Raw genomic sequence first — 19,684 nt, forward strand, 5'->3', positions numbered from 1 at the left:
TAAGTTTTGTTCAGTTTAGTGTTGACAATCCACCCTGTGGTTTTGGGGGAAGGGAGACCACTGTTTATTGATATAAGACAGAGGTTGAATTTGAAATTGATTAACACCACAACTTATTCTTCCGGCGTTGTTCAATTAATCTACCATTTGGATAGAAATTAAATACAAAAATGTCATTAGGCAATATTTGTTAGTAAATTTTACAACAATCGTGTGCAATTCTTGAACGAGAATTTTCGTTTGTTCAGAAATAGAGCCAAATTGTTAAAAGAGGATTGTCCTGTTAAAAGAAATGAGGATGGAATATGTCAGTAGATCAATATATGCAAGAAAAGTTTCCTAACTTAAAACTTAGACCACCACTATTTTATAATTGGAGTATTGGTATTCGCTATGAATTAGGAGTGAATTACGAATTAGAAAATATCCATGAAAGCCATTCTTATTTAGAGGAGGTTTATAAAAGAGCTAGTACTTTATTTAAATCTATCCATTCGTCGAACGATGATGTTTACATCGTAGTGGATGTGAATGACTTTGGGGAGCACAAAGCTTACAAGAGAAAATTAAACATCTTTACTAAGTATGTAAAGGAAAAAGCAATCCTATTTAAGTTACAACACCATATAATTCCTTACATTTTTCCAGAAGATGACGAGGAAGGAACATATAGCACACATAGATTCAGTTTAAAATGTAAAGTATCTGATTTAAACTACTCTCCTATACTTAAAGCAATTTGCAACCAAGACATGGGAGTAAGGCCAAGTATTTTTCACAGAATATATTTTATCAATGTCAGTAAAAACACGATCTTTCACATATATGATGATCGTGGTTGTGATTTGCTAGCTAACTCACTAGATACAATTCGAGGTAATTTTGAAGAATACAATGAATGGATATTAGATTACGACCGAGACGAGATTGATAACATCTTTAAGAAGAGCCACTGAATTACTCGAACAATCATATGTCAGAATCGAGTCAGACTTTAAAGCAACATATGACCAAATTTTTCTTAAGTGGTAGGAAAGAATAAGAAGGGATTATAAATGACATGAGCTATAATGAGACATTTAATCGCTTTTCTCTCTATTTTTTAGCGATCTTGATTTCCACCGTACTTTTTGGGTTCTCTTAGCAATCTATTCAATAACATATTTACATGATTCTTGGAATTTCGGTCCAACAATACTGGTAGTGATCCTTTATTCATTTCCGTTTTTTATGTTTGAGGCTTTCCCAGTTTCATTGTACATCGATTTTTCCGCTAGAATTAAAAATTGTTCGAAATGGATAAAGACGTTTTTATATGCGGGTTTCGGCAGTTTGGCAGGTCTTTTGGGGAGCGTAGTTCTATATGATTTATTTCCAATTTTGTCTATGCTTATTTTCGGCATGGTCGGTGGAGTTATTCACTATTTCATATTGGCACTAATAAAAAGATTATCAAATAGCAACGTTGCCGGTGATTTGTCTGGAGGAAAAAGCCGTACAACGTTGTGCCAGTAAAAGTTCATTTAACTGATTACAAATAGGTAAATTAAGGAGGGTTTTAATGAAGTTGTTGTTATCCGTTCTCTTAGCAGGGTTTTTAGGCACCTTGGTTTTCCTCGGTCCTATTGGAATATATATTTTATGTGCAATTATTGTTGGAGTCATTTTCAGGTTATTTATCTTAATTAATGAGATACATAAACAGGTAGTACCGATCAATAGCAATGACAGATCGAAAGATGTTTATGAAAGATACATAAAAGAGAGGGAAGAAAGAGAACGGGAAACTAATGTATGATGTTCTTGTATCATAGAGAGTATCTGTATAAAAAATGATCGCGAAGTTCCAATAGTCCAGCCTATTGAAACAATCGTGAATGTTTAAAAAAGGAGTATGATTCCAAATCGTAACGTCTACTATGCCAAACATAATCGATAAGGCTTTATTTAAAAGAGCTATTAAGTTTTTCATATTTGCAGCATCCATAACAATACTTGCCGCAATCATAACGTACATAATCAATCCGGATTTAAAAGAGGTAATGAAAGGAATAGACAGTAGGGCGTCCGAACAAGTTAAAGAAGCTACTGGTGTGGATAAAGTATGGTCATATATTGTAAATAACGGTTTCATGGTACCTTTTCAGATGTTTATCCTAGCCTTGATTCCAATACAATTTTTGTATTTTCTCAATATCATTACAACAGTCTCCTTGCCAGGAATTCTTTTTGGAGTTGCGTTGCAAAGTGATTTTGGAAAAGGCTTTGAAATTATACTTTCTTCTCTTCCTCACTATGTTTTTGAGGTTTTTGCGTTATGCTTACTTGCAGCGGCTCTATTTGAATTGAACCGAGTGATTAGAGCGAATATAAAAAATATATTTAAGAAAGATAGATTGGGATTATCATTTATTAAGCCATTTTTAGCAACTGTAAGGACGTACGCTTTTTTTGTTTTACCCATCATTATTTTAGCCGCATTACTGGAAACGTACATAGCCGATTTCCTATATAATTTATTTTAATTGATAGAAAAAGCTTTTTAAAAGGAGCGGAGTGTCATGGAATATGCTGCAGACAGGACTCAAAGCAAATATATGATCGGGGTAGCGGCTCTCATATTATCGGCAATCCTCACTGCGCTAAGTCAGGTTTATTATGGGAATCGGGTACAATCTGTTCATCCTTTTTTATTCACCGGTATTAGTTTTTTTATTACGACTTGTTATTTTCAATGGTTTGCACGTAAGCAAAGGCTGCCTTATTATTGGCGGAAAGCCATTTCTCCATTAGTAAAGTTGAATCTTTCATCCGCGTTAACGTTCATGGGTTTTTACTATGCGTTGAAGTATATTGAGCCAGCCATTGTCAGTTCATTGGAGATGGGGATTGGCCCTTTGTTTGTCATCTTGATTACCCTTTTTTAAAGAAAAGCCGTTGTACTAGAAAAATGGGGAATAGCAGTTGGAACTTTGCTTACGACTTTTTTGCTAATTTATGCAGTTTTCACGGGACAATCCGCTACCGCAATACAATGGGATGTGAATGTTCTTCTTGGTATTTTTGCGAGCGTGGCATGTGGTTTAGGCGCAGTGTTATGTACTATTTATTCCAAGCAGTTAAGCAATGAAGGCTGGACGAGTTCAATGATATTATCAAAACGATTTTACGGCATTATTTTACTATCATTCTTTTTTACATATGATCTGATTTTTGATTATGCGCTAGAGAATATTGGATGAATTTTGGTAATAACATTTACAGGTGTTCTCATCCCCATGTACTTACTGCAAAAAGGAATACAGTACTGTGAAACTTTTTTGGTTATGATGTCTTTATGTTTCATACCTGTTATTACCTTTTTCTTGCAATTGTTTGATTCGAGACTGCAATGGTCGAATTTAACTCTAGTAGGGGTATTGCTGTTATTCGGGCTAGGAATTTCGAGTGTGTATGTGGAAAGGAAAGCTTAACTCCCAATATCGAATTGTCCTATTTTGGTGATTCACTTTCTCTAGCTTAATTTTCCCAATAGATTGCAACGATCCTAAAGAAACGTCAATAAAAAATTAATTGGAAGATGGTGGATCGGTCATGGGGAGTATTTTTGTAAAGTTAATTCTAATGATATCTGTTTTCAGTCTTTTCGTCTTTTTTCTTAATAAGATTCTTAGGAAATGGCTGAACGTGGAAAAGAAAAAGCCTTTTTCGTATGACCATGTAAATGCCAAACATAAAAAGATTGATTGGACAATTAGAATTGCTTCCATTGTTTTGCTGTTAATTGGTTATTCCGTTAACATTACACGCGTACCTACAGAGCGTATTTGGTTTTTGGAGACGTATTTCATTTTATTCGCCTTTATGATTGTATCTGAAACAGTTAGAGCTGTTATGGAAAAACGATATGCTGAAAATGGGAATAATTATATTTTCACGATTATTCAAATGGTAGTTTTCTCAATACTTTTATTTTCGTTATTTATAACTGATTTTTTCGGCTTATTTGGATAACCTTAATTAGGCGCGATTTATACAAATTTTATGATAGAGATGCTTTATCAGTTAATTAAAGGGAGAGTTATATTATGATCATCGGTTTACACCATGCACAGATTACAATTCCCACTGGGGCTGAAGAAGAGGGGAAAAAGTTTTATTGCGAAATTCTTGGTTTAACGGAGAGAGAAAAGCCGGATTCCTTAAAAGGACGTGGGGGATTTTGGTTAGAAGTCGGAGATCGAGACGTTCACGTGGGGACAGAAGATGGGTTTGACAGAGTCACAACAAAAGCTCACTTAGCTTATCAGGTACAGGATATTTCATATTGGAGAAGCGTGTTAAAACAGCATAACATTCAAGTGATTGAAGGAGTTCCCATCCCAGGTTTCGAACGATTTGAATTCAGAGATCCTTTTGGTAACCGAGTGGAGATGATCCAGGAAGTATGAGGTTGAGATTCAGAAGCTTGAATTGAACCGGAAAAGAAAGGATGTTAGACCATGGATGGTAGTATATTTTTTGCTTTTCTTCCCATTTTAGGTTTGTTATTTTATATGGTTCCGGCTATATTCATTGTTTGGTTTCTAGTGAAATTCATTAAAATACAGGACCGCAGAAATGACATACTGCAGAATATTGCCGATAAGTTAGATAAGTGATAAGGACTCTGAAGGTATATCGTATGATTTATCAACAAAAGGATGCTAATTCACCTAATGGGCGCTGTTCTTGAAAAAAGATCAGCGCTCATTCTTCATAATTGGAGCTGATTTGTGAATAGAGTTCAGAAAGGGAAAATGCCAATGAAGAGAAGATTATTAGTAGCATCGGTAATTATGTTTGTCGGTTAAGGCAGCTCTCTCGTGTTCAATTTGAATTCACTTAGTTGGACGTTTAAAACGACTTATTTTGTTATTGTTGCAAGTGTTTTAATCGTTATCGGGGTAGGCCTTCTCTTCTGACTCTTCAGAAAACTGAAAAACGGTAAGACTGATAGTGTAAAATTAATGGGTTTAGTCTACGAAGAACACTGTGCCTGAATCGGATCCAGATTACAGAATAAAATATAGTAATATCTCATTTAGTAATTATGAGGGGGGTAATTTGTTTGGGAAAAGATCGTCTGTGTGGAGGGGTAAAATGATTAATAAGCGTATTTTAAAAACAATTAATTGGTTTGTGTTCATATCCCTTGTTTTGATAGGGGTTATTACAGCAGTTTTTGCATTTTTAGATATAAATAGTACATCACATTCTTTTGATGCTGATCAATCTCGCGCTGAGTTTCGTTGGAGTTCAATACACACAGCTTTCTCGGTAGTATTAATTCTTCTTTTGACCTTTTTGGGATTAGGTTGGAAGCGACTGTTTCCTTTCAATGTTCCCATTGCTTTGATCATAGCAGGATTATTGTATTCGCTATTTTTTTTAACGTTTACAGTTGGCTGGGTAGGCATGGTGGGACTACTTGGCTTAGCCATTGCTATCGTGGTAGGAATGATATTAATAATAGTGTATTCCGTTTATTTATTGAATGAAAAACGGAAAAGGTCATCTAATAATACGTAGCCACCACTTTTTTCTGCAATTATTATAGGACAATTTAATACGTCGATTGAAGTCTAGTGAGGAGTAAAGTAGCAATTTTAGGAACCCTTTCGGACGGTTGTTTGATAGTTATTAGCCTTGTCAGAGATAAGGGCTTTCGCGAGCAATAAAATGTATCAGAAAGTTATACATCCAGTTCAATTGATAGAAAAAGGGGGGAACAAAGTGAGTAATCACAATAATAAGTTCTTTAATACTTTCATTTGTTTTCTACTCCTTTGGATCCTATTTGGATATAACCCTCAGTCAACGTTTTCTGCGAATGAACATATTGATTTAGAAAATAAATTAGAGAATTATATGCTAGAACACGAGGGAAATGTTGCTGGATTAGCAACGATTGTAATTGACCAAGGTGAAATCATTTACAAAATGAAAGGTTATTCAAATATAGAAGAACAACACCTAGTTAATGAAAATACGGTTTTTGAATGGGCATCCGTTTCTAAAATTCTAATTTGGATCAGTGTTTTGCAATTAGTAGAGTTAGGAATGCTTGATTTAGAAACAGATATTGAGACTTACTTGCCAAATAATTTCCGCTCCAAAACAAAATTTGAGGATCCGATCACGATGCAGTACTTAATGCATCATACAGCGGGATTTGATGATAGTTATACAGATTTAATGATTCATCGTTCAACAAAAAAGAGCTCCTTACGAGAAGTACTTGAAGAGGCCGATATTAAACAAATATTTCCTCCTGATGAAGTCGTTGCCTATTCAAATTACAGTAGTGGTCTCGCTGCCTATATTGTTGAGGAAGTGAGTGGTCTAGACTATCGGGAATACGTACGGAAGAATATTTTAGAACCACTTCAAATGACGAAAACCGCAATAGATCCTGAACAAGACGATAACAAATGGGTGAAAGAACGGCGGAAAGAAGTGCAGGGATATTCGAATACGCTGCAATTAATCGAACCTAATTTTTACTCGATTCCTATGTATCCAGTAGGTAGTGCTATGGGAACAGCTACAGATCTGCAAAAGCTGTTACAAGCGTTATTAACCGAGGATGGAACCCCCTTATTTAAAGATAAAAAAACGATTAATATAATGTTTGAGCCAACATTATATTACCCAGAAATCAATATCCCAAGGGTTGCAAACGGTTTATTTTATTTACCTTCGAAAAGTCAGCATGTTTATGGTCACAGTGGGAATTCTAAGGCTTTTAGCTCCTCATTTTATGTAGATAGAAAAGAACGTATCGGAGTTTTAGTGTTGACAAACATTAAAGATGAAAGTACGTTCACAGCGGGGATTCCTGAAATCATTTTTGGAGAATATGAACATGGAGAAAATGAAGAAAAAGTAGAAGATTCATCTCAGTGGAAAGGTATTTATGAGCCGGCCCGGTTACCACGACACGGATTTAGTAGAGTGTACGGGTTATTTTTAAGAAGCAAGACGAAGCAAAATGGGTCACACGATTTAATGGTAAACGACTTGAAGTATTCACAGCTAGAACCAGGCATCTACAGAACAGAAGATGGATTCAGTATACACAGTCTGGACCTTTATTCACATCATCCGCAAACTAAAAAAATGTTATCTAATATGTATTCAGATTTACTTTACGTCCCTTACTATAAACACTTCCTAGAGTGGGGAGGAATTATTCTAGGATTATTCGCTATACTGTTTTCTTTACTCTGTAGTATAGTCACGATTTTTAGAAGAATATGGAATGAAAAATATCTGCACTTATTACTATTTACTCAACATATTTTAAATCTACTTGTTTTTACTAATATTCTTTGGATAGTTTATAAGGCCTCATCTATGGTAAGTTATTCATTTCTTAAGCCATTTTTAACTTTAAATTTTGTTTATATAGTGATCACTCTTATCAATAGTGGGTTTATAATTGTTAAAATAAAAGGTAAAATACTATCTAAATATAAGAAAATCGTTTGGATTATGACAATTATTTTTACAGTTATTTTGTGCGTAAATATTTTGTATTGGGCGTTTTATTATTAAATATTTCATGTCGATAATGAGAAAATAATTTGAGATACCAAGTATAGATACAACCAAAATAGAACGACAACTTTAAAAATAGATTGTATAACAACCAGGCCATTTAGTTGAATAAAATAGCTAAGGGAAGTAGAAGAAAATATCATTGATTAAAAGGAAATGGTGGAGAATACCTTGAAAAAAGTTGTCATTCCCATATTAGGGGAATAAGAATTTAAAGGTCCTTTACCTCACCTAAGGAGAAATAATGAAATAATATTGATTTAATTACTGTCCAACTCAGAAGGTTGGTTCAGTTCAAGAATTTACTTAATAACAAGAGAATAAATCTATGCCAGTTATACCAATAATAAACATTGACGAGACACCATTTAGTGACCTATTGTAAAGACACTGAATGGTATCCTATTTGTGAGGGGGGGAGGTTTTGAGCGAGAAAAAAGAAGGTCGTGATGTTTATGAAGCCGTCGCAGACCCAACGAGACGTAAATTGCTACGTATATTGGCAGATGCAGGGGAGTTACCTTTGTACGAACTAACTGCCCCATTCCAAATAGGGCGTACTGCAGTTTCTAAACATTTGGCTATCCTGAGAGAAGCGGGTTTGGTTACCGTTCGTAAAGTTGGAAGGGAAACAAGGTATCGAATAAATGCGGCCCCCTTGCAGGAAATTAAAGACTGGGTATCCTTTTATGAGAACTTTTGGGTGGAAAAGTGTCGCATTTAAAAAAATTACTATCGGAGGAATAAACTATGGCAGACGTAACATTAGATTTTCAATTTACAAGTTCTATTGAACAAGTGTGGAAGGCATTAACAGATTCAGATATGTTGGCAAAATGGATATGGAACAATGACTTTAAACCAGCTGTCGGAGAAAAATTCCAATTCCGTTCTGAGCCAAATGAATGGTGGGATGGAATTGTTAATGGGGAGGTACTCAAAGTTGAGGAACCTCATATATTGTCTTACACTTGGGCAAGCGCTGGAGAAACCACTATGATTACATGGACATTGAAAACAGGTGCGGACGTTGCTACACATTTGCATTTTGAACAAACAGGTTTCAGTGAGGAAACAAAAGCAACCAAAGGAGCTATTGAAGGAGCTAAATATAGTTGGACGAACTTTGGTGAGCAACTTAAAAAAGTGTTGGAACAATAATCGTATTTTGCTTTAATTAAATGAATGGATAAAATAGATCATGTTAAACAGATCACTAAAATGATCTGTTTTTCGTTTTAAGGAGAACAGGATGATGAGCTTTATTCAAGATACCTTATCAATATTCAAAAAGAGAGAATTGTTATTAATAGAAAGCAAAAAAGAGTCTGAAGGGGTATATTCCTTTCTATTCGAAAAAGAACAGGGTTTAACCTGGAAAGCAGGACAACATGGTCTGTTTACGATTATACATAGGAAGACAAAAAAACCGATACGGCCATTTTCTATTGCATTTGCTCCAACCGAGAATGTGATTAGACTCACAATGCGTATTAGTATCAACCAAGCGATTTTAAGAAAGCCATGTTAGAGTTAAAACAAGGCATGAAACTTAAAATGAGTGGACCATTAGGCGGGGGGGGCGGGTTATCTCCAAAATAACAGTCCTTCCCTTCTAATTGCAGGCGGGATCGGAATAACACAATTTCGGTCGATAATAACACAATTGAAGACTGAAGAGATTGGACAGAATAATTTACATCTGCTTTATTTAGATAGCAATAAAGCATTTATATTTAAAGATGAACTTGATGGAATTGCTGAAAACACTTCAATAAGTGTAACTTACCTTGATTCAAGAGATGAATTACATCAGGAAATAGACAAGTTTACCAATGTATATAAGAATGGTAGTAAATACTATATTGCGGGACCGAAGCCAATGGTAGATACAATTTCAATATCCCTAACAAACAATAATATTTCAAAACAAAATATCAAAAAAGATGCCTTTTTCGGAAATTAAAAATTAACACACACAACCAGACCATTTTCTAGAAGAAAGGAGTTTTAATTTGAAAAAAATTGATGCATTAAAAGCCGGGGTTGCTGTAATTATTTTGAACCAAGAGAATCAAGTTCTATTGCAAAAAAGAGCGGATGTGGGCCTGTGGGGTATCCCTTCAGGACATGTGGAAATTGGTGAAACCGTGTCTGAAGCAGTTATAAGAGAAGTAAAAGAAGAGACGAATTTAGATGTAAGAATTGAAAAGCTAATTGGTGTTTATTCCGATCCTAATTCACAAGTTTTCAATTATCCAAATGGCAAGACAGTTCATTTTATAACGACTTGTTTTCTTGCTGAAATTACAGGTGGGGAATTGAAATGTAATTCAGACGAATCGCTTGAAATTAAATTTTTCGGCCAGGATAATTTACCAGAAGATCTGTTAACAATGCACCCTCAATGGTTAGAGGATGCTCTTTCAAAAAAGGAAGCAGCATTTATTCGCTGACCAATATTCTGGAATCGTTTTTACGTTATCCGTTTTTATATTCCGTAATAATAGGGTATGTATTTAAGGTAAACAGAAAAGAATAGTAAAAATACGTGAATGACTAGGAGGAAAACAAACCAATGGCATATATAATATTAATTATTGGATTTGCATTGTTAATAAAAGGAGCTGGCTATTTTGTTGACGGGGCTTCCAATATCGCGAGACTGCTTCAGGTTCCGCCTATTTTAATCGGGTTAACAATTGTAGCTTTTGGGACAAGTTCACCGGAAGCGACGGTCAGTATTATTGCAGCACTGGAAGGAAGTGCTGAGGTTGCAGTAGGAAACGTAGTTGGAAGCAATATTTTTAACATTACTCTCGTCGTAGGAGTGGCTGCTTTTCTATATCCTTTGAAGGTTGAAAGTGAGACTATTAGAAAAGAAATTCCATTTACCTTACTCGCAAGTGTGGCATTGCTTATTCTTATGAGTGACATGGCATTGCAAGGGTTCAGCAGCAACATGATTACACGTGGTGATGGATTCATCTTCTTATTGTTCCTTTCCATTTTCATGTATTACGTTATCGAGATTGGACTAAAAAGCCGAAAAAATGCTGCGAATGAACCCGTACCTGAGAATATCAGCTGGGGTAAAAATATATTAATTACCATATTAGGCTTGGCTGCTATTATATTTGGAGGGGATTTAGTAGTAGATAATGGTACAAAAATCGCCTACTCTCTTGGCATGAGTGAAACATTGGTGGGACTCACAATTATTGCAATTGGAACATCTCTTCCTGAACTTGTCACATCTATTTCGGCGGCACTGAAAAAAGAAAGTGAAATAGCACTGGGGAATATTGTAGGGAGTAATATTTTCAACATTTTATTTGTACTTGGTGCTTCGGCTGCAATCTCTCCATTAGCCGTGAATGATAAGGTGTTTATTGATGTGGTGTTCATGATCGTCCTAACTGTTGTGTTAATGATTTTCTCAAGGACCAATTTCAAGATTGGGAAGCGGGAAGGATCAGTGCTTGCTGCCGCCTATATTGTTTATTTGGTATATATTATAATACGGAATTAATGGGAACCGTTATGCCCTGGGGTGCTGTATGAAACCCCGGGCTATAACAAGTTTCACATTTGGTGATGAGACTTGGTGAAAGAAGTCGCGGTATGACCAAAGAAGATGACACGGTTGATGAAATTGACCTTGTGTTATCTTCTTTTCTATATGACGGAAAGATGATAGAGCCAGGTCCTTTTAAAAATTGCGTTTTTTACATAAGGAGAGAGTCGGCTTCGAATGTTAAATTATATTATTTTTTATAAGGTTTAAGGAACTGTTGAAGAGACTGATGGAACTAACATCCTGCCGTCGCGTTCAAAGTGGAACGAATAGAATAAGAACTTGATTCAGGTGGAAATTTTCTTTACCAAACTGCCTTTTTAAAATAAAGTATAACAAATATAATTAGATTTTTTAGGAGGTCAAAATGAGTGAGTAGTTCCCCAAATAAAATGAAACTTATCATTCCAAAAGGATGTAATAATGCTCCAAGAAAACAAATAGTCATTGACTTTACAGTAGCTATAGTTAAGCTGCAACATGAAATCATTAAGGAGTATGCAGTTGAATCAATTATATGGTATCAGTTAAAAGATCATAAAAAAATAGAAGGTATAGGTTCATTTGTTACTACCTTGCAAGATGAAGTTAAAAACCTTGTTTCCTGCCTTGAAATTTACCAAGTGATAACTCACGGGAAATTTGCTTCTATAAATGGTGTGATTTCATTAATAAATGGTACAGAAATTGACTTCTGTGATGTATATACATTTAGTAATAGTTCGAGGACTGGAAAAGTTAAAGAAATTAAATCCTATAGGCTATAATCTGGAAAGTGAAGTTTTTAAAAACGGAACTAGAGGTGAAGTTGTGTATATTTTAGACCAAACGAATGAATTGGATATCGATTCACCTGAGTTCGATGTGCGAAATAACGAAGTGAAAAATCAGCGGAAAATGCTTTTTGATTATTTTATTATGAAAGCCTGTACTGTGGATATATTGATGTACAAAGGGTTAACTGAAGAGAAGATACTAAAGCAGATGAAGAAGCTTTTTAAAAACCAACGAGTAAAAACAGATCATCATGGTAAATGCTACAAATTCTTTTTAGATGACGCTGCCAGGAGTTGGATTACAGCAAATAATATCAGTGAATGTACGAGCGTTATATATGATAAACACGACAAAGTGATTGCCGATTTTAATAGACATGTATCGTTTTATGAACAAGTGCCTTTGCCATGTGGTGTGTTGCCAGTGAAAGAGCTGCCATTTCAACTGGAAATTTATATTCCCGATAAAGATAGAGAACGTGATGTAGATTTACAAGAACAGGCTAAATCGTATTATATCAATACGGACTATGATTGTATGGAGAAATTTGCTTTTGAAACAATTGAAAATCTTTATTTTTATCCATTGTCTATCTATATTGAAACGCACGACGGAGAGCAACGTCAAATGCAGAAGGATTGGGCGGAGTATGATGTAGAATATATAGACTCTGGGCAGCGTGTGTTGACCCTCTCTTCAAAAGGGATGTATCATGCGGAAGTCCCCGGCTTCTTTTTAACAGTAAAGAACACCGATGAATTAAATATTGTGTTCGAAAAATTATTTTACTTAGCATATCAAAACGATACGTTCATTGTATCTCAAAATAAGCTGGAGAACCGAACTGGCCGTAACCGAATTTTCAAATCAAGTGATAAAGTCGTTTTAACGTTCGATCATGATGCACAAGGGATTGTCCTATACAGCGCGCTGAATCTAGAAAAAGTAAAGAGCTATTTTACAAATTATATGATTACACATATACAACAAGAGAGTTAGGCAATTAACTTGCCTCTCAAATTCTTACAAAAGAATATTTTGTATTGGGCGTTTTATTAATAGAAATGGGGTGTTTTAATGAGCAATTGATAAGAACTCATACAATTTAGCACGCAATACTATTTGAATACCGCCTAGTCAGGGTCTTTTTCATTGGTTGGCCAGCAAAATCACAAAATACAAAAACATCGCAAGCAAGCCAAGTATTAAACCGACGCGGGCCCACTCGACGATGTGTATATTTAATTTGCCGGGGGATTCAAAATCCCGCCACTAATGAGCAATCAAAACAAAATCGCCTAAATCTTTCGAGTCTTGTAGCTGGGAGGAATAATACTCATTATCTTAAGTTGCGTAATATAAGGTATTGATAAGTCTATCATTGGAAATGGGCACCTTTATATAGGGATGCATATGCTAATTTATAAACATGCAAAGGCTAATATGGGGGTGCTGGGGTGGGTAAGGTTCATAGTGGGAATTTAACGTTTGATTATATCGTAATTGGTACTGGACCAGCTGGATCAGTCATTTCGAAAAAGCTGACAGATGATAAAAAAACATCCTTGCTTGTTTTGGAGGCGGGGGATCATAACAGTGGGGAGCAGCCAATAAGCAATTCGCTTTTTGCCCCGCCATTCATTCTAACGGATAACTATTTGCCTGAATATTTTTGGCAGGGAAAGGGTGTCCCACAGAAAAACGTAAATAGCCGTTCCTTTGAGTGGACGGGTGGACGGACTCTAGGCGGCAGTTCCTCAGTTAATAATGAACAATATGTACGACCTTCGCAAGTGAATATAAAACAATGGGAGAAAAGCCTTGGACCGCTTTGGTCGCCTGAACAGGAAACCTATCAATTTGCAAAGTTGGAGAACTACAACGGTGCAACCTATAATCCATATGCTCGGGGATACGGCGGGCGATTGAATATCAGATAGACTCCGGCGTACCCAACTGACATGGCAGAAAAGATGGTTTCGGCTATGGAACGGGCCACTGGTCTTTCAAGAATTCTTGACTATAATGACCCGAATACGCCACTTGGTCCCTTTACGAGATAGCAACTTTATCAGATGCCTGACGGTCAACGAGAGAGTGCGGATACCGCCTTTCTATCGCCCGATGTTATGACTGTGAGTGGTCAAGGCGTAAATGAGAGAAAGCTAACAGTATATTATAATTCAACAGCTCTTCGTGTGATTTTTGATAATGAAAAACGCGCAATTGGCGTCGAGTTCCTTAGAGCAGGGAAGTGTGTCCGTGCGTACGTTCGCAGAAAGGTCATTGTATCCGCTGGAATCAATAGTCCTCAGCTGTTAATGCTTTCTGGAATTGGATCGTCAGACATCCTGGATAAAGCCGGAATCCCCATTGTGTTTCATAATCCCAATGTCGGAATGAACCTAACCACCCACTCCGCCAATACAGCTACTTTTACAACGAATCCAAACGACAAAGCACTGCCAGCCAATGATCCATTTGCACTTTATACAGGTGGAGCCTTTTTACCGGACCCAACGCCTGGATCTGATCCAAACCGTCGTGGGGTACAAATTATTGGCCAAATTGATTCTAATGGAATGTTAAACATTGTCTTTTTCCTGTTAGAACCAAAAAGCCGTGGTTCTGTTAAAATCCAAAACTATGATCCATTAAAGATTGTGCTTGCGGACGAGGGGTTTCTGAATAACCCAGCCGACCTGGAATCCCTTAAAACAGTTTACAAAATCTATATTAGAAATATTGCGGCGGAGCTATTAAAGATTGACCCAAAGTATCAACTTGTTTCGCCCACACTTGATACTATTAACGACAATAGCAAGCTTGAAATGTATATAAAGAACAACCTTGCCCCCACACATCATGTACAAGGTACGCTTCGAATGGCACCCAATGAAAAGAGTGGGGTTGTAGATGCCAGGGGACACGTTTTTGGCGTACAGGATTTGATAGTTGCAGATGATTCCATTGCACCGTTCGTTTCGGACGGTAACACCTCGGCGCCTGCATTCTTCATTGGAGCAAACATTGCGGATCATCTCCTTGCGGGTCATTAAACGAGGTGACAGTGGCTGCTATAATACAAGGTACCTAATGTGAAAAATCTTGAGATTTTCGAATTGTTTAAACAAACTCAATAGTTTCGTGCACAGGTACCTCAACCAAAGAATCGACGAAGGAGGGATATGAGATGATTGAAGCACGCGAGCCGATAATTGTAGAGTTTCCTTTAAGAGGAGAATGGTACTCTCCTAACACGCCAGGGACAAAAATTCCTAGTCACGGCACAAACCAATTAGGATCAAGATATGCTTATGACTTTATTCAAGTGGATTGGGAAAGAATGGGTTGGCCCGCCTATCGCACTAGTTTGGCGCAATATTTACTTTTCGGGGTTCCCTTAGATGATTATTATTGTTGGGGGCAAGAAGTATTTGCTCCTTGTGAAGGAATCATTGTCCAAGCAAAGGACGGTTATAAAGAACGAGCAAGAACAAAATTGCTTTCAGATATGTCTAACGCTTATAAAAATGCTCATTATTTCGACCTAAAAAAAGACGACATACAATCAGTGGCTGGCAACTACATCATTATAGAATGTGCCGACAATATATATGCTGGATTAGTCCATCTTCAAACAGGGTCAATTCAGGTTTCAGTTGGTCAGCGTGTAAAAAAAGGTGAAGTTATTGGTAGAGTTGGTCACTCGGGTAACTCCTTTGCTCCGCATTTGCATTTTCAACTTATGGATAGTAGTGACATAGCTACTGCAAATGGATTGCCTTTTGCTTTTGAACAATACGAAATATTTAAAAATGGCCTATGGGAAAAAGTAAATAATGGGATTCCAACAAATAAGGATAGAATAAGATTTTAAAAATTCTGATGAACAGGAATAAATGAAAATAGGCTCGTATAATGTACCTGTGTGAGAAACTAACAGGAAGGTTTCAATAGTCGTGATTATTTCATTAATCGCGTAAGTTTAAACAAACTCAATGGTCTTATGCAAAGAAAAGATATAAATAGTCTCCTCATTGCTTAAAAGAGCTTAAGTATGACAAAGGCATCCTGAATAGATCTATTCAGGATGCCTTTGTCTATCTAAAACAACCATGTCATTAGTAAATGGTTTATAGTCTACAACTGAAGATAATTTTATTAAGGTAGTCGGTTCTCCGAAAGATAAAGTAGCATCAATAAATTCTTCAAGTATTTTCACTGATTCCGTTACAACCTTTACTAAGTAACTAAACTGGCCGGCTAAACGATGGCACTCTACTACTATAGGTTGTTCTTTGCAAAAATCTTTGAATTTTCCCCCTTGTTTTGTATCGAATAAGATAAATGCTGTTATGTTTTTATTGAGTTTTTCAGGGTCAATGATAGCACGATATCCTTTTATAACTTCTTTATCTTCAAGTTTTTTTACCCTTTCATTTGTTGCAGGCGTTGAAAGCCCGATTTTCTTTCCTAATTCTGTCATTGATATTCGAGCGTTTTTTTGAAGTTGTATAAGAATGCTATGATCAATCTCGTCCAAGTTTTTTCCTCCTTAAAATTTTAAGTACATATATATTATTAAAGTTTTAATTTAGGTATTCTCAAAATAAAACTTAAAATCGTTATGTATTCAGAATAATATACCATATATACTTGTGATTAAGAAAAAATTAAATTATATAGGAATGGGGAGAGGAATTAAAATGAACATATATCATGCTACCATTGAAGACTTAGAAGGAGTTTCAAAATTATTTAATTTGTATCGTATGTTTTATCAACAACCATCGGATTTAGAAGGGGCTAAGACTTACATAAAAAAACGTTTAGAAAGCAGGGATTCTGTTATATTAGTTGTTAAAGATAAACAAGGATACGTTGGATTTACTCAACTCTACCCAACATTTTCATCAATATCGATGAAAAGAGTATGGATATTAAATGACTTATATGTGGATGCAGAAGCTAGGAACCAAGGGGTAGGAGAAATGCTCATAGACAAAGCTAAAGAGTTTGCTGGTGAGACAGGGGCAAAAAGTATTAGTTTAAGTACGGCACCGGATAATTATTCTGCACAAAGACTATATGAAAGAAATGGGTACGTTCGAGACTCACATTTTTATCAATATGAATTAGGTTTGTCCTAATTAAACTTCAAATGTATTATTCGTATAGAGTACCTGTCTGAGAAACAAACTCAATAATTCCATGTAATCGATATCCCAACCGAACACTTCGGAGTGACTTCGTCTAATTGGATGCAAATAGAGAAAAGACCGCCAACTGAGCGGTCTTTTTTCATTGCCTAGCCAGCAAAATCACAAAATACACAACCATCGCAAGCAAACCTAGCGGCACACCGACTCGCGCCCATTCACCACTGCGTATATTCAATTTACCTGCCGCGATGATATTCGGGATATTCCCCGGTATCAGCATCCCTCCACTAATGAGCAATCCAAGCAAAATCGCCTGAATCGTCGCTTCGTCCATAGAAGGACTAATTTCCGCTGCAGCCAGTGTCGCATTATCGAGAACGGCAGAAATCATATTGATCCAATACAGCGTCAGTGGATGAAGATCGAGTAAGTAAAGACGAATCAACGGTTCGAATCCGGCGCCGAGAAGTGTCAAAGCAAGGACAAAAACATACACTTTCATGCCTCTCACCAAAATACTCCAATAAGATTCCGCCGCTTGTCCGGATGATTTGCGGACGGTTAAGCGAGGACGGATGATGAACAGTGCCAGCAGTCCGAAGACAAAGACCCCTGCTATGATATCCGTTCCGAGCAAATTCATCAGATAATAGAAATCTTCATTCAGTTTATTGGTTGCAATCGTTGAAAGCGGCTCTCCGATGGGTGTAAGCACTGCCCCCATGCCGATCGCATAACATGCCAAAATGACGAAGCGAATTTCCGAGCGGCGGTCCATTTGGAGTACCGAAGCAATCGCAACGAGGACGAGTGCCGCGATAATTGCGGTGATGATACTGGAAACGAGACCTAAAATCATAATAATACAAGCTAAATACAGACGAAAAGGGATAAGCCGGCTGCCGTATAGAATGGCTTTTTCAAACGGCACACGCACCCAACGGAATACAATGCCCGCTGCGACGACTGCTATTGTAATATGGAGCGGGTCACGAAGCGCCTGCATGATTAATTCGGGTTGAAGCACTCCGCTAATATATGCGGCAGCACAGCCCATGAAAAACAGAAAAATTTCCAAGTTTCGTTCTATACGAGTAACGGTAAAAGGCAACAACAATACAAGCATTAGAATCACTATCAAGCCAGCAACCATAAGCTACTCCTTTCTTTCATTATTTCCTACTACTCTATGCAAAGTGCCGCCTCATTTTGCATAGAATGTCCATACGATAGAAAAAAAGGAGAGACGGAACATGGAAGCGACAGATATCGTATTAATTCCCGTCATTATCGGCTTGATTGAGCTGCTGAAATTATATGGTTTGCCAAAAAAAATGATGCCCATTTTCTCACTGGCATTAGGTATTGGCGGAGGCATGTTCTATTTGTTCCCGAATGATTGGAAGTCCGGTGTGTTAAGCGGGCTGATTATGGGATTGTCCGCGAGCGGGTTGTATTCTGGAAGTAAGACGATGGTGAAACGAAAGGATTGCGAGGAAGATGGCAATGGAAAATAAGATGGGCAAACTAGGCGAATAGTAATTACGAGAGTGGAGGCAAAAAGCTTCGACTCTATTTTATTGTTCATTTTAAAAAAACAGAAAATAATTTCAACAAAAGTGTATCCTTTTAAAAAAACAGAAAATAATTTCAACAACAGTGTATCCTTTTCCAAAAAAGATTCTATATGACAGATAAAGAGGTACCCTCTGTTCAATAAAAGGTAGTGAAATAATGAACTACTTAAAAGAACTTGTTTCGTTTCATGACTGGCTGGACACAAACCCTCTATCGAGCGGGACGATTGCTTTATGGCACACACTGATGGCGATCAACAATAAAACTGTCTGGTCGGATGAATTTACGGTCGCAAACTTAACATTACAAGCAAAGTGTTGTTTATCCCGACAACAACTAGACAGATCCAGAACGCAATTAATGAACGCAGGACGAATCGTCTACACAAAATCCGGTCGGGCCAATCAAGCTGGTTGTTATGCGCTGGTACGTTTTGATACACAGGACGATCACAAAGCGAGCACAGTACGGACACGAAACGAACACGACGTAACCACATTAAGTAAACCTAAACAAAATGAAATAAAACAAATCGTTAGACAACAGCAAAGTCTTTCGGATGAACGAATTAAATCGACTAGAGAAAAAAGCTCGGCTGTTGTGGACGCTGGTTTTGCAGAAATCGCTAATTTTTATGAAACCAATATCGCGCCGCTTACCCCACAAATTGGGCAGGTTCTCGGCGAAATGTGCGACGAACTAAATTCCGAACTTGCATTACTCGCTTTAAAGAAGGCTGTATTGACGAACGCGACGCATAAAATTAATTATTCGTTCGGCATCATACGCAGCTGGAGGTCGCAAAATTTTACAACGATCACCGACGCGGAAAATGACGAAAAGCAAAAAGCGCGCAAAGGGCAACCAAAAGCCAAGGTTCGGTCGTTATTCGATGCCTCGTCGGAAACCCTTGAGCGACAGAGAAAAACAGTGGAGAACTACAAACCGAAAGAAATCGATTACTCGAACTTGCCATTCTAGGAGG

25 protein-coding genes and 2 pseudogenes are annotated in these 19,684 nt (G+C 36.9%); 24 read left to right on the forward strand and 3 right to left on the reverse strand.

From position 1 onward, the window contains the following. Positions 1–21 precede the first annotated feature (21 nt). The 18 genes and pseudogenes from H7J92_RS17735 to H7J92_RS16120 form a co-directional block, all read left to right on the forward strand. Positions 22–162 (forward strand): annotated as a pseudogene (locus tag H7J92_RS17735) (dihydrofolate reductase family protein); the annotation flags it as partial. Positions 163–305: 143 nt separating this feature from the next. Continuing rightward, positions 306–956, forward strand: a complete 651-nt coding sequence (locus H7J92_RS16045; RefSeq protein ID WP_246603078.1) for a DUF3885 domain-containing protein — start codon at positions 306–308, stop codon at positions 954–956. A 605-nt stretch (positions 957–1,561) separates the two neighbouring features. Continuing rightward, positions 1,562–1,798, forward strand: coding sequence for an ATP-dependent Lon protease (locus tag H7J92_RS16050; protein ID WP_221837939.1), 237 nt, complete (start codon positions 1,562–1,564; stop codon positions 1,796–1,798). Positions 1,799–1,919: 121 nt separating this feature from the next. After that, positions 1,920–2,525, forward strand: a complete 606-nt coding sequence (locus H7J92_RS16055; protein WP_221837940.1) for a stage II sporulation protein M — start codon at positions 1,920–1,922, stop codon at positions 2,523–2,525. Positions 2,526–2,561: 36 nt separating this feature from the next. Then, the gene (locus H7J92_RS16060; protein ID WP_221837941.1) at positions 2,562–2,927 is read left to right on the forward strand and encodes an EamA family transporter; all 366 of its coding nucleotides are present in this window, start codon (positions 2,562–2,564) and stop codon (positions 2,925–2,927) included. 45 nt (positions 2,928–2,972) lie between these two features. Beyond that, positions 2,973–3,242 (forward strand): hypothetical protein, encoded by a 270-nt coding sequence (locus H7J92_RS16065; RefSeq protein ID WP_221837943.1) that lies wholly within the window; start codon positions 2,973–2,975, stop codon positions 3,240–3,242. Positions 3,243–3,624: 382 nt separating this feature from the next. Continuing rightward, entirely contained in the window at positions 3,625–4,014 is a 390-nt protein-coding gene (locus H7J92_RS16070) for a DUF4181 domain-containing protein (protein ID WP_246603080.1), read from the forward strand. A 74-nt stretch (positions 4,015–4,088) separates the two neighbouring features. Continuing rightward, a complete protein-coding gene (locus tag H7J92_RS16075) occupies positions 4,089–4,451 on the forward strand; it encodes a VOC family protein (RefSeq protein WP_078816670.1) in 363 nt (120 codons plus the stop codon). A 691-nt stretch (positions 4,452–5,142) separates the two neighbouring features. Continuing rightward, positions 5,143–5,571, forward strand: coding sequence for an RND transporter (locus tag H7J92_RS16080; RefSeq protein WP_078816669.1), 429 nt, complete (start codon positions 5,143–5,145; stop codon positions 5,569–5,571). A gap of 204 nt (positions 5,572–5,775) precedes the next feature. Beyond that, positions 5,776–7,599 (forward strand): serine hydrolase domain-containing protein, encoded by a 1,824-nt coding sequence (locus tag H7J92_RS16085; RefSeq protein ID WP_343228100.1) that lies wholly within the window; start codon positions 5,776–5,778, stop codon positions 7,597–7,599. A 427-nt stretch (positions 7,600–8,026) separates the two neighbouring features. Further along, complete coding sequence (locus tag H7J92_RS16090) at positions 8,027–8,326, forward strand: ArsR/SmtB family transcription factor (protein WP_009496591.1); 300 nt, start codon at positions 8,027–8,029, stop codon at positions 8,324–8,326. A 26-nt stretch (positions 8,327–8,352) separates the two neighbouring features. Beyond that, the gene (locus H7J92_RS16095; protein WP_221837952.1) at positions 8,353–8,763 is read left to right on the forward strand and encodes an SRPBCC family protein; all 411 of its coding nucleotides are present in this window, start codon (positions 8,353–8,355) and stop codon (positions 8,761–8,763) included. 94 nt (positions 8,764–8,857) lie between these two features. Beyond that, positions 8,858–9,133, forward strand: coding sequence for a hypothetical protein (locus tag H7J92_RS17980; RefSeq protein ID WP_342746507.1), 276 nt, complete (start codon positions 8,858–8,860; stop codon positions 9,131–9,133). Positions 9,134–9,220: 87 nt separating this feature from the next. Beyond that, positions 9,221–9,568 (forward strand): ferredoxin reductase domain-containing protein, encoded by a 348-nt coding sequence (locus H7J92_RS17985; RefSeq protein ID WP_343228103.1) that lies wholly within the window; start codon positions 9,221–9,223, stop codon positions 9,566–9,568. 49 nt (positions 9,569–9,617) lie between these two features. Further along, the gene (locus H7J92_RS16105; RefSeq protein WP_078816666.1) at positions 9,618–10,058 is read left to right on the forward strand and encodes an NUDIX domain-containing protein; all 441 of its coding nucleotides are present in this window, start codon (positions 9,618–9,620) and stop codon (positions 10,056–10,058) included. Between the two features lie 122 nt (positions 10,059–10,180). Then, complete coding sequence (locus H7J92_RS16110) at positions 10,181–11,134, forward strand: calcium/sodium antiporter (RefSeq protein ID WP_221837955.1); 954 nt, start codon at positions 10,181–10,183, stop codon at positions 11,132–11,134. A gap of 416 nt (positions 11,135–11,550) precedes the next feature. Continuing rightward, positions 11,551–11,946: a hypothetical protein gene (locus tag H7J92_RS16115; protein ID WP_221837958.1), complete on the forward strand. Its 396-nt coding sequence runs from the start codon at positions 11,551–11,553 to the stop codon at positions 11,944–11,946. Positions 11,947–11,989: 43 nt separating this feature from the next. Then, a complete protein-coding gene (locus tag H7J92_RS16120) occupies positions 11,990–12,955 on the forward strand; it encodes a hypothetical protein (RefSeq protein WP_221837961.1) in 966 nt (321 codons plus the stop codon). Between the two features lie 150 nt (positions 12,956–13,105). Here the strand turns inward: H7J92_RS16120 and H7J92_RS18080 are convergent. Continuing rightward, positions 13,106–13,198 (reverse strand): annotated as a pseudogene (locus H7J92_RS18080) (hypothetical protein); the annotation flags it as partial. A gap of 215 nt (positions 13,199–13,413) precedes the next feature. Here H7J92_RS18080 and H7J92_RS17990 point away from each other — a divergent pair. The 3 genes from H7J92_RS17990 (at position 13,414) to H7J92_RS16135 (ending at position 15,836) form a co-directional block, all read left to right on the forward strand. Continuing rightward, entirely contained in the window at positions 13,414–13,896 is a 483-nt protein-coding gene (locus H7J92_RS17990) for a GMC family oxidoreductase N-terminal domain-containing protein (protein ID WP_343228101.1), read from the forward strand. A 135-nt stretch (positions 13,897–14,031) separates the two neighbouring features. Then, a complete protein-coding gene (locus tag H7J92_RS17995; protein WP_343228102.1) occupies positions 14,032–15,015 on the forward strand; it encodes a GMC oxidoreductase in 984 nt (327 codons plus the stop codon). Between the two features lie 134 nt (positions 15,016–15,149). Further along, a complete protein-coding gene (locus tag H7J92_RS16135; RefSeq protein WP_009496597.1) occupies positions 15,150–15,836 on the forward strand; it encodes a M23 family metallopeptidase in 687 nt (228 codons plus the stop codon). Between the two features lie 204 nt (positions 15,837–16,040). On the opposite strand, the gene H7J92_RS16140 is transcribed toward H7J92_RS16135, so the two are convergent. Next, positions 16,041–16,502 (reverse strand): Lrp/AsnC family transcriptional regulator, encoded by a 462-nt coding sequence (locus H7J92_RS16140; protein ID WP_078816660.1) that lies wholly within the window; start codon positions 16,500–16,502, stop codon positions 16,041–16,043. A 163-nt stretch (positions 16,503–16,665) separates the two neighbouring features. Between H7J92_RS16140 and H7J92_RS16145 the strand changes: the two genes are divergently transcribed. Then, entirely contained in the window at positions 16,666–17,109 is a 444-nt protein-coding gene (locus tag H7J92_RS16145; RefSeq protein WP_221837964.1) for a GNAT family N-acetyltransferase, read from the forward strand. Between the two features lie 151 nt (positions 17,110–17,260). Here the strand turns inward: H7J92_RS16145 and H7J92_RS16150 are convergent, their stop codons facing one another. After that, the gene (locus H7J92_RS16150) at positions 17,261–18,274 is read right to left on the reverse strand and encodes a DUF1646 family protein (RefSeq protein ID WP_221837966.1); all 1,014 of its coding nucleotides are present in this window, start codon (positions 18,272–18,274) and stop codon (positions 17,261–17,263) included. A 100-nt stretch (positions 18,275–18,374) separates the two neighbouring features. Here H7J92_RS16150 and H7J92_RS16155 point away from each other — a divergent pair, with 100 nt between their 5' ends. Together H7J92_RS16155 and H7J92_RS16160 are read left to right on the forward strand one after the other, a co-directional pair. Further along, entirely contained in the window at positions 18,375–18,638 is a 264-nt protein-coding gene (locus H7J92_RS16155; RefSeq protein WP_221837969.1) for a hypothetical protein, read from the forward strand. A gap of 217 nt (positions 18,639–18,855) precedes the next feature. Then, positions 18,856–19,680: a DnaD domain-containing protein gene (locus H7J92_RS16160; RefSeq protein ID WP_221837973.1), complete on the forward strand. Its 825-nt coding sequence runs from the start codon at positions 18,856–18,858 to the stop codon at positions 19,678–19,680. Positions 19,681–19,684 lie beyond the last annotated feature (4 nt).

It is taken from the genome of Sporosarcina aquimarina, from assembly GCF_019748715.1.
Taxonomy (GTDB): Bacteria; Bacillota; Bacilli; order Bacillales_A; family Planococcaceae; genus Sporosarcina; species Sporosarcina newyorkensis.

What these genes read in the sequence shown, in the direction of transcription:
- H7J92_RS17995 (WP_343228102.1), top strand. Translation starts at nt 14,032, where the DNA reads ATGCCTGACGGTCAACGAGAGAGTGCGGATACCGCCTTTCTATCGCCC.
- H7J92_RS17980 (WP_342746507.1), top strand. Translation starts at nt 8,858, where the DNA reads ATGAGCTTTATTCAAGATACCTTATCAATATTCAAAAAGAGAGAATTG.
- H7J92_RS16160 (WP_221837973.1), top strand. Translation starts at nt 18,856, where the DNA reads ATGAACTACTTAAAAGAACTTGTTTCGTTTCATGACTGGCTGGACACA.
- H7J92_RS16060 (WP_221837941.1), top strand. Translation starts at nt 2,562, where the DNA reads ATGGAATATGCTGCAGACAGGACTCAAAGCAAATATATGATCGGGGTA.
- H7J92_RS16075 (WP_078816670.1), top strand. Translation starts at nt 4,089, where the DNA reads ATGATCATCGGTTTACACCATGCACAGATTACAATTCCCACTGGGGCT.
- H7J92_RS16155 (WP_221837969.1), top strand. Translation starts at nt 18,375, where the DNA reads ATGGAAGCGACAGATATCGTATTAATTCCCGTCATTATCGGCTTGATT.
- H7J92_RS16095 (WP_221837952.1), top strand. Translation starts at nt 8,353, where the DNA reads ATGGCAGACGTAACATTAGATTTTCAATTTACAAGTTCTATTGAACAA.
- H7J92_RS16050 (WP_221837939.1), top strand. Translation starts at nt 1,562, where the DNA reads ATGAAGTTGTTGTTATCCGTTCTCTTAGCAGGGTTTTTAGGCACCTTG.
- H7J92_RS16055 (WP_221837940.1), top strand. Translation starts at nt 1,920, where the DNA reads ATGCCAAACATAATCGATAAGGCTTTATTTAAAAGAGCTATTAAGTTT.
- H7J92_RS16045 (WP_246603078.1), top strand. Translation starts at nt 306, where the DNA reads ATGTCAGTAGATCAATATATGCAAGAAAAGTTTCCTAACTTAAAACTT.
- H7J92_RS16150 (WP_221837966.1), bottom strand. Translation starts at nt 18,274, where the DNA reads ATGGTTGCTGGCTTGATAGTGATTCTAATGCTTGTATTGTTGTTGCCT.
- H7J92_RS16070 (WP_246603080.1), top strand. Translation starts at nt 3,625, where the DNA reads ATGATATCTGTTTTCAGTCTTTTCGTCTTTTTTCTTAATAAGATTCTT.
- H7J92_RS16135 (WP_009496597.1), top strand. Translation starts at nt 15,150, where the DNA reads ATGATTGAAGCACGCGAGCCGATAATTGTAGAGTTTCCTTTAAGAGGA.
- H7J92_RS16145 (WP_221837964.1), top strand. Translation starts at nt 16,666, where the DNA reads ATGAACATATATCATGCTACCATTGAAGACTTAGAAGGAGTTTCAAAA.
- H7J92_RS16110 (WP_221837955.1), top strand. Translation starts at nt 10,181, where the DNA reads ATGGCATATATAATATTAATTATTGGATTTGCATTGTTAATAAAAGGA.
- H7J92_RS16080 (WP_078816669.1), top strand. Translation starts at nt 5,143, where the DNA reads ATGATTAATAAGCGTATTTTAAAAACAATTAATTGGTTTGTGTTCATA.